A 13,062-nucleotide genomic window follows, 5' to 3' on the forward strand; every position below is an offset into this window, starting at 1 on the left:
TTATTTCTTGTGAACATTTGATAATTTAAGTATGCAGCTGACCTAAGCCAGCCGGCACCTTCATCAAACGCCCACACTTATCGACTGTTGATTGTTAAAGAACTCTTGTTCTGTACTACCTTGCTGCCTGGTTACGAAGCGTTGTGTTCGTCAGCAGCAGAGAAGCGAGATTATGCGGTGTTCTGCGTTGTTCGTCAAGCCCCTCTTTTTTCTTTCGCTGTCGTTCGTTTTGCGAATCGAAGCAGCGTTGGAAGACAAGAATCATAACAAAGCCACCGGCCATGGCGCAAGGGCCTGGTGTGAGTTTTTGAGACATTTCAGGCTGGCTTAAACGCGGGATGACTGTACGAACGACCTTGTTCCGGCCGAGGCCGGAACAAGGTGGCTCATCCAGACAGGGCTCAATCCCGCAGGCTCATGCTCACATAGTGCGGATCGGCCTTGATCTTCTGCTGCGTGAACGGCAGCACCGGCCATTCCTTGCGCGAGTAGGCCGCGGTCTGGTCGGCGTACCAGGGCGACTTCGGATCGGTCGATTGGCCGTAGGTCAGCATTGCCTGCGCCACCGGGCCATTGGCGTCGAAGCCCACGGTCTGGATGTAGCTCTGCCCCCACACAACGCCCACATAGCCATCCTTACCCAGCGGAGTCGCCATGGTCAGCGAGCTATAGGTGCCCTCTTCGTCGCCATTCCCGCCGTGTAGCGCAATGCGCACGCCGTTGCGCGGCTCCACCTGGTAGTCGCCGAGACGGCCGTCGAGCGGGATGCCGAGCGACTGCAGCTTGCCCGCCGCAGTGCGCAGCGCCGCCAGCATGCCGGGCATCGCTGCCGGCGCCACCCCATGCGGGGTATGGACCGGATCGGCCGGGTCGAAAGGCGTGGCCCACTTGTTCGGCATCCTGGAGGCGATGCTCCAGAATTCGCGGAACAGGACGGCACCACGGCTGTCGACGTCGGCACGGCGGTCCCAGGCCTGCAGGGTCGTGCATGCCTGGCGCGACAGCGCGTCGCTTGCGCCGGCGCAGGCGGTCAGCAGCTCCGGCAGCACCAACTCGGCCGCATGGACGCGGTTCGAGAAGGCCAGTGCCTGCATGTCGCTCAGCCCCAGCGTGCGTTTTTGCGCGAGCAGGTCCTCGAGCTGGCGGAAGCCGAGACGGGTACGCAGGCTCTGCTCGATACCGATGCCGCCATACAGCGGCGAATAGCCGAACGGGGCGGGCCCCGTCAGCAGGGCTTTCGGATTGGTCAGCCAATAACTGTCGTTGGAATTACCGACGTAATCGGTGCGCATCATCCACGGCCCGTTGTTCGGCGCGTAAATACCGCTCGGGGCACCCTGGTCCTGGCCCCAGCCGCAGCTGCTGCGCGAACCGTCGAACAGCAGGGCCGCTTCCAGCAGCAGGCAGCCATTGATGAACTTGTCCGTGTTCATGTGCGGCACCACGCTGGCGTCGGCATACAGGGTATTGCCATCGCGGTCCGCCGCGATCGTGTTCACCCACGGCAGTCCGACCACCTTGTCGATCGACGCCTTCAGCTCGCGCACGCTGCGCGCCTGGCCGATGCCCAGCCATTGTTCCAGCATGCGGGTGTTGTTGCGGTTCGGGTCGGCCAGTACGAAGGCGGCGGTCGAGCTCCAGGTCATGCCCGCTTCGGGACGGACAATGACGGCGCCCTGGTGGCTAAAGTAAAAGGTCTTGCTGCGCGCGCGCACCGAGCCGTCCGCCTGCAGGGCATCGACCGTGACGGTCTTCGACGTCATCTTGCGCCGTTCGCCGTCATATAGATAAGTGGCGCCGGTAGGGTCGCCGGCATCCAGCGCCAGGCGGAAGGTCGTGAAGTGGTAGGCGGTGGTCACCGTGTGGCTCCAGGCGACGTCCCGGTTGAAGCCGATGACGACTGCCGGCACGCCGCCGATGATCACGCCCATGGCGTCGTAACGACCCGGGACCGTCAGGTGCGCCTGGTAGAAGCGGTCGGTGGTAGTCCAGGGGAAGTGCGGGTTACCCAGCAACAGGCCGCGGCCGTTGGCGGAGGCGTCCTTGCCGACCGCCAGCGCATTGCTGCCGATGCCCTGCCGCTTCAGGTGCTCGAGCTGGGCGACCAGGGTGCGCGTGTCGACCTTGCGCGGTGCCAGCTTGGCCAGGCTCACCGTCTCGCCGGGGGTGCGGCCGGCAGCCACGAAATCGGCCGCGAACACCTGGCCCGATGCGTGCAGCGCCTTTTCGGCCACCACCAGGGCCATGTCGTCGAAGCTGATCGGCTTGACCCACTTGGCGCCAGCGCAGGCCGCAGGCAGCTTGCCGGCCTGGTCCTTCAGGTAGCGGTTATAGCCCTCGGCGAAGCCTTCGAGCAGCTGGCGCGGCTCCGCAGGGCCGGCGGCATAGTCGGCACGCAGGCGGTCGAGGTCAATATAGCCCTTGAAGAAGAAATCGCTGTCCTCGTTCTTGAGGTCCATGAAGCCGCTGCCGCCACCGTATTCGTCGCCCGTGCGCTGGCGCGGGCGCGCCTCGGCGCCGAAGAAGCGCGAGCGCTCGCCGCGCACGGTCAGCAGGGAATCGGCAAACATGCAGACGTTGTCCTGGGCGTAGGCATAGGCCAGTCCATAGCCCAGGCTGCGGAAATCCGTGGCCTGCACGTGCGGCACCCCGTGTGAGGTCCGCGCGACATCGACCTTGATGCGCGGGACCGCCTGCGTGCGGGCGGACGTCTGCGACATCGTGGCGGACTGGCCGGCGTCCGGGTCGCGGCCGCAGGCGGCCAGCGCCAGCGCCAGCGTCGTGGCGAACAACAGCTTGACAGGGATCTGGTATGTGGTGGTGCGGCCTTGCATGGGGACCTTTCTGCGTCGCGAACGCGTTTGACATGTGCCGGTCACTGTAACCCTGAAGGTTTGCCCGCACGATATGCAACGCAGATAAATGGATGAGCAGGCAGGGAGACCGCACACTCCAGCCCGTAAACTGATGCGTTGCAGCATTTTTAGTACAATCACTGTTGTTTTCTCGAAAATATTGATTCTTATGCGAGATAACGAACAGTACGCAAGATGCCAAAAGGTAATACTTCGCTCTGCAATTACCCAAGAGTTGTGGCTTTTGGCCCCATGATCAACCATGTTATTTAGTGAAAATAGAACAATGAAAACTTCCAGCAAACTCGCCGCACTGATCGCACTGGCCTGCGCAACCATGATGAGCGCCCAAGCCGCGCCGCAGGACACCGCAACCCAGCAGTCGGCGCCAGCCGATGCGACTTTCGTGAATCCCGACTGGGCCAACAGCGCCTGGTACATGGGTGCGGGCGTTGGTCGTTCGCGCGCCAAGATCTACAACAACGACCTGGCACGCGGCATGTCCCAGGCTGGCCTCCCGCTGACCTCGTTCAACGCGGACAACCGCGACACCGGCTACAAGCTGTTCGTCGGCAAGCAGCTGAACCGCTACTTCGCCATCGAGGCAGGTTACTTCGACCTGGGTGACTTCAGCTTCGACGCCGGCACCACCGGTGGCCGCACGCTGCACGGCGAGACCGACTTCCGCGGCGTGAACCTGGACCTGGTCGGCCAGCTGCCGCTGACCGAGCGCCTGTCGCTGCTGGCCCGCGCCGGCGTGCAGTACGCCAAGGCACGTACCCACTACAGCGGCAACGTGCTGAACGCCGTGACCAACCCGAACCCGCCGAACGAAGGCCGCCGCCACGCCAAGCTGGGCCTGGGCGCCGAGTTCAAGCTGACCGAAGCCCTGGCACTGCGCGGCGAGATCGAGCGCTACCGCGTGACCGACGGCGTGCAGAACAACGGCGACGTCCACATGACCTCGCTGAGCCTGGTCTACAAGTTCGGCCGTCCGGCCAAGGCCGCCTACGTTGCACCGGCACCGGTCGAAGCAGCGCCGGCACCGGCACCGGAACCGGTCGCCACCCCGGTCCAGCCGGCACCGGAACCGGTCCCGACCTCGGAAAAGGTCTCGATCGCCGCTGAAGCCCTGTTCGACTTCGACAAGGCCATCGTCAAGCCGGAAGGCAAGGCAGCCCTGGACGAGTTCATGTCGAAACTGGAAGGCCTGAACACCGAAGTCATGATCGCCGTCGGCCACACCGACTCGGTCGGCACCGACGCTTACAACAACAAGCTGTCGCTGCGCCGCGCCGAAGCCGTCAAGGCCTACATGGTCTCGAAGGGCCTGGACCCGGCACGCCTGTACACCGAAGGCAAGGGCGAGACCCAGCCGGTCGCCGACAACGCCACCGCCGAAGGCCGCGCCAAGAACCGCCGCGTGACCATCGAAGTGGTCGGTACCCGCACCGTCACCAAGTAAGCCTCTCCGGCCTGCCAGAAGCGTCCGGCCCGCGCCGGGCGCTTTTCTTTTTTGTGGCGCCGCCGCTGCAGGCGCGGCGCCTGCATTCGGTACAATGCGTGGGATGACCATCCTGCTTTCCACGCTCAACGCGCGCTACACCCACGCTTCCCTCGGACTCCGTTACCTGCTTGCCAACATGGGCCCGCTGCAGGAACAGACGCGCATCCACGAATTCGTCATCGGCGCCAAGACCAGCGACCTGGTCGAGCGCATCCTCGCGCACCGGCCGCGCATCGTCGGCCTGGGCGTCTATATCTGGAACGTCGAAGAGAGCACCCGGCTGGTGGCGATGCTCAAGCGCGTCGCGCCCCAGGTCACCGTGGTGCTGGGCGGCCCCGAGGTCTCGCACGAAACGGGCGAGCAGGAGATCGTGCGGCTGGCCGACTACGTGGTCACCGGCTGGGGCGACGTGACCTTCCCGAAGCTGTGCGGCGAGATCCTGAACGGCCCCAAGCCGCTGATGAAGGTGCACGCCGGCGTGCAGCCGCCGATGGCGGAGATCGCCCTGCCCTATTCTTTGTATAGCGACGAAGACATCGCCCACCGCACCCTGTACGTGGAAGCCTCGCGCGGCTGCCCGTTCAAGTGCGAATTCTGCCTGTCCTCGCTCGACAAGACCGCCTGGCCGTTCCCGCTCGACGCCTTCCTGGCCGAGATGGAGTCGCTGTATGCACGGGGCGCGCGCCTGTTCAAGTTCGTCGACCGCACCTTCAACCTGAATGTCAAGACCAGCCTGCGGATCATGCAGTTCTTCCTCGACAAGCTGGCGCAGAATCCGGACGACCCGGTCTACGCCCACTTCGAGCTGGTCCCCGACCACCTGCCGGAGGCGCTCAAGGAGGGCATCGCGAAATTCCCGCCAGGCGCGCTGCAGTTCGAGATCGGCATCCAGAGCTTCAACCCGGAAGTGCAGGCATTGGTGAGCCGGCGCCAGGACAATGCCAAGGCCGCCGACAACATCCGCTGGCTCACCGAACACTCGACCACCCACTTGCACGTGGACCTGATCGCCGGCCTGCCCGGCGAGGACGTAGCCAGCTTCGCCCGCGGTTTTGACCAACTGGTCAAACTCGGCGCCCAGGAGATCCAGTTCGGTATCCTCAAACGCCTGCGCGGCACGCCGATCATCCGCTACACCGAGCCCTTCGGCATGGTCTACGATCACTATCCACCGTATACCGTGCTGGCCACCAGCCAGGTCGACTTCGCCACCATGCAGCGCCTGGTGCGCTTTGCCCGCTACTGGGACCTGGTCGCCAACTCGGGGCGCTTCGCCAACACCACCCGCACGCTGCTGGGCGAGACCCCGTTCGACAACTTCATGGCCTTCTCGGACTGGATCTATGCGAAGACCGACGCCACCCACCGCATCGCCCTCGAGAAGCTGGCGAAGCTGGTGCAGGAATGGCTGCAGCTGCGCGGCATGGCGCGCGACGAAGCCGCTGCCCTGCTGGCCAGCGACTATGCCGGCAAGCTCGATACGGCCCCAGTGCACAAGCCGGCGGCGGCCGCGCCCGAACGCCAGATCCGCCATCTGGCGACATAGCGCGCTACGTTAGAAACCGTGTAGCAGCGATAACGATTCTCTTTTACACTGGCGCAATGCAGATTGAAAATGCGCCAATATTAACCATCCAGCATCCCGATTCGGACGCACATCGCGGCCAGGGCGCGGGCCAGTCTGTCGTCGCCAGCGGCGTCTGGCAGGTGCATACGCTGGCGCGGCGCGGCGTCCTCAAGGCCATTTCACGTACCCTGGCCTCGCTCAAGCACAAGCAGTCCCTCGACTGGGACCTGTCCGGCATCGAGCGCCTCGACCATGTCGGCGCCCAGATGCTCTGGAACGCCTGGGGCAAGCAGCGCCCCGCGCGCCTGAAGCTCGATCCGCAGCACGAAGAACTGTTCGGCCGCATCGAGAAGGCCAGCGCCCTCACGCTGCCGCGGCAAAAGGTCAGCCCGCTGAACTGGCTGATCGTGCTGGGCAGCGGCATCCTGTCCTTTTTCGAGCATCTGCGCGGTTTCGTCAGCCTGATCGGCCAGCTGATCCTGGACATCGGCCGCTTCCTGCGCCGCCCGCAGGCCGGGCCCTGGCGCGAGATCTCGGCCAACATCTACCACTCCGGCTTCCAGGCGCTCGGCATCACCGCGATGGTGGGCTTCCTGATCGGGATCGTGCTGTCCTTCCTGTCGTCGCAGCAGCTGCGCATGTTCGGCGGCGACATCTACATCGTCAATATCCTGGGCATGGCGGTGATCCGCGAACTGGGCCCGCTGCTGGCGGCGATCCTGGTGGCCGGCCGCTCCGGTTCGTCGATCACCGCCCAGCTGGGCGTGATGCGGGTGACCGAGGAACTCGACGCCATGCTGGTGATGGGCATCTCGCACGGCCAGCGCCTGATCATGCCGAAGGTGATCGCGCTGGCCATCTCGATGCCGCTGCTGGTGGTCTGGACCGACGCCATGGCCCTGATCGGCGGCATGGTCTCGGCCAAGATCGAACTCGGCCTGTCGTTCCGCTACTTCATCCAGAAGCTGCCAGACGCGGTGCCGGTGGTGAACTACAGCATCGGCCTGCTCAAGGGGGCCACCTTCGGCATGCTGATCGCGCTGGTCTCCTGCCACTTCGGCCTGCGCATCAAGCCCAACACCGAGAGCCTGGGCCGCGGCACCACCACCGCCGTGGTCACCGCGATCACCGTGGTCATCCTGGCGGACGCGGTGTACGCCATCATCTTCAACGACGTGGGGTTCTGATGGCGGACATGAAAGAACGCGCGCCGCAGCGCCTGAACAAGCGCCCCGAGGAAGACGTCGGGCCGCCGGTGGTCGAGATCCGCAATCTGTGGACGCGCTTCGGGCGCACCGTGGTGCACCAGGACCTGAACCTCGACATCTATGCCGGCGAAATCCTCACCATCGTGGGCGGCTCCGGCACCGGCAAGACCGTGCTGCTGCGCCAGATGCTGGGCCTGGAGCGTCCGTCGGAGGGCAGTGTGAAGGTATTCGGCGAAGACATCAGCAAGGCCGATCCGGAACAGCTGCAGCGCATGCGCAACCACTGGGGCATGCTGTTCCAGCAGGGCGCGCTGTACTCGGCCTTGAGCGTGTTCGACAACATCGCCTTCCCGATGCGCGAACTGCGCGCGCTGCCCGAGGACGTGATCCGCGACGCGGTGCTGCTCAAGATGGACATGGTGGGACTGGGCCCGGAACACGCCAACAAGATGCCGTCCGACCTGTCGGGCGGGATGGTCAAGCGTGCGGCCCTGGCGCGCGCCCTGGCGCTCGAACCGCGTTTATTGTTCCTGGACGAGCCCACCGCGGGCCTCGACCCCGACCTGTCGGATGCCTTCGTGTCGCTGATCCAGACCCTGCACAGCGAGCTGAAGCTCACCGTGGTGATGGTCACGCACGATCTCGACACCCTGTTCGCGCTCTCGTCGCGCATCGCGGTGCTGGCCGAGAAGCACGTGCTGGCGGTGGGACCGGCCTGCGACGTGCTGCGGGTCCAGCATCCGTTCATCAAACACTTTTTCCTGGGCCCGCGCGGCCAGCGGGCGCTGGAAGTGCTCGAAGAGCGCAACGCCCAGAACGATTCGGAGGACTGAATATGGAAAACAGGTCGTATGCCCTGATGACGGGCGTCTTTACGATCGCCCTGGTGGTCGCCGCGGTGCTGGCCGGCTTGTGGCTGAACCGCGACCGCACCGAGCTGGTGCCCTACGAGATCGTCACCACGCAGTCGATCCCGGGCCTCAACCCGGAAGCCACGGTGCGCTACCGCGGCCTGGAAGTGGGCCGCGTCGACCAGATCGTGTTCGACCCGCGCGTCACCGGCCAGATCCTGATCAAGCTGTCGGTCGAGAAGGATTCGCCGATCACCACCACCACCTTCGCCTCGCTCGGCTACCAGGGCGTGACCGGCATCGCTTTCATCCAGCTCGACGACGACCGCACCGGCTCGCCGCGCCTGCCCCAGCGCGAAGACCAGCCGGCGCGCATCCCGCTGCGTCCGGGCCTGCTCGACATCCTGGAAAAGCGCGGCCTGGCGATCCTCGAGAAGACTGAACAGATCACCGACAGCCTGGCCAAGATGGTCACCGACGAGAACCAGAAGACCATCGTCGGCGCCTTCGACAGCATCGGCAAGGCGGCCGACGCCTACGCCGCCATCCCGCAAAAGCTGGAACCGACCATCGAGCGCCTGCCGGCGCTCACGGCAAAACTCGACCGCAGCCTGAACTCCTTCGACACCGCCGCCGCCAGCATCCAGGCCACCGCCGACAACTACGGCCAGCTGGCCACCCGCCTGCAGGCGCCGGACGGCCCGCTCGAGCGCCTGAACGGCGCGGTCGGCTCGCTGCAGTCGGCCACCAGCGAACTCGAACTCCAGACCCTGCCGCACGTCGTCCAGATGACCGACGAGGCGCGCGGCGCCCTGCGCGCCGTGAAGCGCACCGCCACCTCGCTGTCCGACCGCCCGCAGAGCATCCTGTTCGGCGCACCGAGCGCCCAGCCGGGGCCGGGCGAACCGGGCTTCGTGCCCCCGACCAAATGAGGACCACCGTGACCGCCTATCTGCTTCGTCTTCCGATCCGCTCCCTGCCCGCACTCGGCGCTTGCGCGCTTGTCTCCGTGACCCTGCTGGCCGGCTGCGCCAGCACCAAGACCCACGACGGCACGACCTACGACTTCGGTCCCTCGGCGCCGCTCCAGCAGGCGGCGGCCGCGCCCGCGGCCATGCCGGCCATCGTCGTGATGGACGCCACCGGCCCCTCGGCCCTCGAGAACGAGCGCATGTACTACCGCCTGAACTACGCCGACGCGCTGCAGGCCCGCACCTATGCCAACAGCCGCTGGGCCGGCAACCCGCTGCAGATGCTCACCCAGCGCGTCAAGACGCGCCTGGCGCAATCGGGCATGAAGGTGCTCTCGGCCACCGATGCCTCCACCGGCGTGCCGCTGCTGCGCGTGGAAGTGGACGACTTCGTCCATGCCTTCACCGGCGCGAACCAGAGCGAAGGCCAGCTGACCCTGCGCGCCTCGCTGTTCAACGACCACCGCCTGGTCGACCAGCGCAGCTTCACGCGCGCCACGCCGGCCCCGAGCGCCGACGCGCCGGGCGGCGCGCGCGCGCTCGCCGCCAGCACCGACGCGGTCGCGGCCGACATCCTGGCCTGGCTGTCCACGCTCGACACCCGCAAACGATGACCGAACCAAGCGTCGCCGTCGATCTGCGCGAGCGCCCGCGCGAAGGACGCGGCTCGCCCATTTCACGCGCCGCGCTGCTGGCCTACCTGCTGCTGATCGTCTACGCCAGCTGGTACCCGTTCTCGGGCTGGAGGGACAGCGGGCTGCCGCTGTTCACCTTCCTGAACCTGGTCAAGCCGCGCTACTGGACCGGCTTCGACGTCGGCGTCAACATCGTCGGCTACATCCCGCTGGGCGTGCTGCTGGTGCTGTCGATGTACCCGCGCATCCGTGGCATCTGGGCGGTGCTGCTGGCGGCGATTGGCGGGGTGCTGGTCACCGGCACGATGGAGACCGTGCAGAACTTCCTGCCCAGCCGCGTGCCCTCCAACCTCGACCTGCTCACCAACGCCGGCGGCTGCCTGGTGGGCGCGCTGCTGGGCGCCTGGTGGGCGCCCGGCCTGCTCGACCGCAGCCGCCTGTTCCAGCTGCGGCGCCGCTGGTTCGCCCCGTACGCCAGCCAGGGCCTGGTGCTGGTGGCGCTGTGGCCGCTGGCCCAGATCTACCCGCAAAGCTACCTGTTCGGGCACGGCCAGGTGCTGCCGATCGTCTCGGACTGGCTGTCGCGCTGGTTCGATACCGAGATCGACCTGGTGGCCATGTTGCGTCCCGACACCATGATGACGGTGGAGCAGTTCTGGCTGTCCGAGACCATCATCACCGCCTGCGGCATGACCGGCGCGGTGCTCACCCTGATGTGCCTGGTGCGCCGCAATGCCCCGCGCTTCCTGCTGATGGTGGTCTTCCTGGCCACGGCGCTGCTGGTCAAGGCGCTGGCCAGCTCGCTGCTGTTCCGCCCGGATAACGCCTTCGTGTGGGTGACGCCGGGCGCCGAGGGCGGCTTCATCATCGGCCTGATCATGCTGGCCGGCCTGGTGTTCGCGCCGCAGGTGGCGCAGCGGCGCCTCGCCGTGGTTACCCTGGTCCTCAGCCTGGTGGTCGTCAATACGATCCCGGTAAACCCGTATTTCGTCTCCACCCTGCAGGGCTGGGTGCAGGGCAAGTTCCTGAACTTTAACGGGGCGGCCCAGTTCCTGTCCCTGCTGTGGCCCTTCCTTGCGCTGTGGTTCCTGCTGCTGCCCTCGCACAAGCTGAACCGCCAGGAGCCGCGTCCCGGCGTGGCCGACCCGGCCCCCTGAGTATTTGCCGTATCATTGCGCCTTGCGCACCTCCTTAAGAGACCGACATGAACGACGATCAATCCTTCTACAAGCACCACGTCTTCTTCTGCATGAACGAGCGCGACGGCAAGGATGCCCGCCAGAGCTGCGGCAAGTGCGGCGCCGAGAAAGCACAGAAGCACGCCAAGAAGCGCATCAAGGAACTCGGCCTGAACGGCCAGGGCAAGGTGCGCATCAACCAGTCAGGCTGCCTCGACCGCTGCGAGGAAGGGCCGGTGCTCGTGGTCTACCCGGAAGGCACCTGGTACACCTACGTGGACAACGCCGACATCGACGACATCATCGACACCCACCTGGTGGGCGGCAAGGTGGTGGAGCGCCTGAAAATCTGATCATCCCCGCACGACTAGCCCAGCACGTAATGAACAAGTATTCGCACAAGTTTACCCTCGACGGCCACGCCGGCAAGATGCAATGCATCCTCGACCTGCCGGAAGGCGCACCGCGCGGCATCGCCCTGGTGGCGCATCCGCACCCGCTGTACGGCGGCACCATGGAAAACAAGGTGGCCCAGACCCTGGCGCGCACCTTCGTCACCCTCGGCTACGCCACCGCGCGCTTCAACTTCCGCGGCGTGGGCGAATCGGAGGGCGTGCACGACGACGGCCGCGGCGAGGTGGACGACATGGACATCATGTACCGTCACATGACTGCGCAGTACCCGGGCCTGCCGGTGGCCCTGGCCGGCTTCTCCTTCGGTACCTTCGTGCAGGCCCAGTTCCAGCAGCGCCTGACGCTTGACGGCCGCCCGGCCGAACGCCTGGTGCTGGTCGGCACCGCGGCCGGCAAGTGGCCGATGCCGCCGGTCCCCGCCGACACCATCCTGATCCACGGCGAGCTTGACGATACGATCACCCTGCAAGAAGTGTTCGACTGGGCGCGCCCGCTCGACATCCCGGTGACCGTGATCCCGGGCGCCGACCACTTCTTCCACCGCAAGCTGGGCCACATTAAAAATCTTGTCGTAGAAATGTGGTCGCGACGTGACAATTGACGCTGTCGCTGTGCAATAATTAGTCCCTTCTTTCGAGGCAATACTTCGAGTGTTGCCTTGCGCACTTCTGCATTAGCATTTTTTTTACAGCGAACACTCCCATGAAAAAACTGTTAGCGGCTGTTGCCGCCAGCCTGCTGATGGCTTCGGCCAGTGCACAGACCGTGCCGGCGCCGACCATCGCAGCCAAGTCGTGGCTGCTGCTCGATGCGACGAGTGGCCAGGTCATCGCCGCGCAAGACCCCAACCTCCGCATCGAACCGGCATCGCTTACCAAGGTGATGACGGCCTACGTGACCTTCCGTGCGATCCACGACAAGCGCCTGACCCTGGACACGATGGTCAACGTGTCGACCCGCGCCTGGAAGGTGGACGGCAGCAGCTCGAAGATGTTCATCGATCCCAAGGTTCCGGTGTCGGTGAACGACCTGCTGCACGGCCTGATGATCCAGTCGGGTAACGACGCCGCGGTGGCGCTGGCCGAAGCGGTGGCTGGCGACGAAGGCACCTTCGTCACCCTGATGAACCGCGAAGCGGAGCGCATGGGCCTGAAGGGCACCCGCTGGGCCAACCCGCACGGCTTGCCGGACCCGAACAACTACTCGACCGCGCACGACCTGTCGATGATGGCCGCGAACGTGATCCGCGACTTCCCGGAGTTCTACAAGATCGACTCGATCAAGCAGTTCACCTACAACAAGATCACCCAGCAGAACCGCAACCGCCTGCTGTGGCTGGACCCGACCGTGGACGGCATGAAGACCGGCCACACCGATTCCTCGGGCTACAGCATGATCGCCTCGGCGCGCCGCCCGAACGGCAACGCCGGCCAGCGCCGCCTGATCTCGGTGGTGCTGGGCACCGCCTCGGATTCGGTGCGCACCCAGGAAAGCCAGAAGCTGCTGAACTGGGGCTTCCAGAACTTCGACACGGTCAAGCTGTATTCGAAGGGCCAGGCTGTGTCGACCGTGCCGGTATGGAAAGGTTCGGAATCGAACGTGAAGCTCGGCTTCACCCGCGACGTGCTGGTCACCGTGCCGAAGGGCGTGGCAGGCAAGATGAAGCCGGTCCTGGAGCGCAAGGACCCGCTGGTCGCCCCGCTGGCGCGCAACGCGCAGGTCGGCACCCTGAAGATGATGGTCGACGGCAAGCCGCTGATCGCGCTGCCGGTGGTGGCGCTGGACGAAGTGCAGGAAGCCAGCATCTTCGGCCGCGCCTGGGACTCGATGCGCCTGTGGATGCAGTGATCCCCGCTTGACCTCCCGCCGAGAAGCC

The 13,062-nt window shown here is 65.5% G+C and carries 11 protein-coding genes; 10 read left to right on the plus strand and 1 reads right to left on the minus strand.

Annotated features, from left to right (window positions below; translation table 11 throughout):
* Window positions 1-401: 401 nt before the first annotated feature.
* On the minus strand, window positions 402-2,834 hold the full coding sequence (locus tag AB3347_RS22940) for a penicillin acylase family protein (RefSeq protein ID WP_369094029.1): 2,433 nt from the start codon (window positions 2,832-2,834) through the stop codon (window positions 402-404).
* A gap of 307 nt (window positions 2,835-3,141) precedes the next feature.
* Between AB3347_RS22940 and AB3347_RS22945 the strand changes: the two genes are divergently transcribed.
* From AB3347_RS22945 to AB3347_RS22990, 10 genes are all read left to right on the plus strand, one after another.
* Window positions 3,142-4,320: an OmpA family protein gene (locus AB3347_RS22945; protein WP_369094030.1), complete on the plus strand. Its 1,179-nt coding sequence runs from the start codon at window positions 3,142-3,144 to the stop codon at window positions 4,318-4,320.
* Window positions 4,321-4,423: 103 nt separating this feature from the next.
* Window positions 4,424-5,908 carry a DUF4080 domain-containing protein gene (locus AB3347_RS22950; RefSeq protein WP_369094031.1) on the plus strand — a complete coding sequence of 495 codons (1,485 nt, stop codon included), beginning with the start codon at window positions 4,424-4,426 and terminating at the stop codon, window positions 5,906-5,908.
* A gap of 56 nt (window positions 5,909-5,964) precedes the next feature.
* Complete coding sequence (locus AB3347_RS22955; RefSeq protein WP_369094032.1) at window positions 5,965-7,116, plus strand: MlaE family ABC transporter permease; 1,152 nt, start codon at window positions 5,965-5,967, stop codon at window positions 7,114-7,116.
* An 8-nt stretch (window positions 7,117-7,124) separates the two neighbouring features.
* Window positions 7,125-7,970 carry an ABC transporter ATP-binding protein gene (locus AB3347_RS22960; RefSeq protein ID WP_369094105.1) on the plus strand — a complete coding sequence of 282 codons (846 nt, stop codon included), beginning with the start codon at window positions 7,125-7,127 and terminating at the stop codon, window positions 7,968-7,970.
* A 2-nt stretch (window positions 7,971-7,972) separates the two neighbouring features.
* Window positions 7,973-8,920 (plus strand): MlaD family protein, encoded by a 948-nt coding sequence (locus AB3347_RS22965; protein ID WP_369094033.1) that lies wholly within the window; start codon window positions 7,973-7,975, stop codon window positions 8,918-8,920.
* Window positions 8,921-8,928: 8 nt separating this feature from the next.
* Window positions 8,929-9,573, plus strand: coding sequence for an ABC-type transport auxiliary lipoprotein family protein (locus AB3347_RS22970; RefSeq protein WP_369094034.1), 645 nt, complete (start codon window positions 8,929-8,931; stop codon window positions 9,571-9,573).
* Window positions 9,570-10,751 (plus strand): VanZ family protein, encoded by a 1,182-nt coding sequence (locus AB3347_RS22975; RefSeq protein ID WP_369094035.1) that lies wholly within the window; start codon window positions 9,570-9,572, stop codon window positions 10,749-10,751. Before AB3347_RS22970 ends, AB3347_RS22975 begins: the two co-directional genes overlap by 4 nt.
* A 47-nt stretch (window positions 10,752-10,798) precedes the next feature.
* The gene (locus AB3347_RS22980) at window positions 10,799-11,125 is read left to right on the plus strand and encodes a ferredoxin (RefSeq protein WP_369094036.1); all 327 of its coding nucleotides are present in this window, start codon (window positions 10,799-10,801) and stop codon (window positions 11,123-11,125) included.
* 29 nt (window positions 11,126-11,154) lie between these two features.
* Complete coding sequence (locus AB3347_RS22985; protein WP_369094037.1) at window positions 11,155-11,787, plus strand: alpha/beta hydrolase; 633 nt, start codon at window positions 11,155-11,157, stop codon at window positions 11,785-11,787.
* A gap of 101 nt (window positions 11,788-11,888) precedes the next feature.
* Window positions 11,889-13,034, plus strand: a complete 1,146-nt coding sequence (locus AB3347_RS22990) for a D-alanyl-D-alanine carboxypeptidase family protein (protein ID WP_369094038.1) — start codon at window positions 11,889-11,891, stop codon at window positions 13,032-13,034.
* Window positions 13,035-13,062: the final 28 nt, after the last annotated feature.

It is taken from the genome of Massilia sp. X63 (assembly GCF_041023745.1).
GTDB lineage: Bacteria > Pseudomonadota > Gammaproteobacteria > Burkholderiales > Burkholderiaceae_D > Telluria.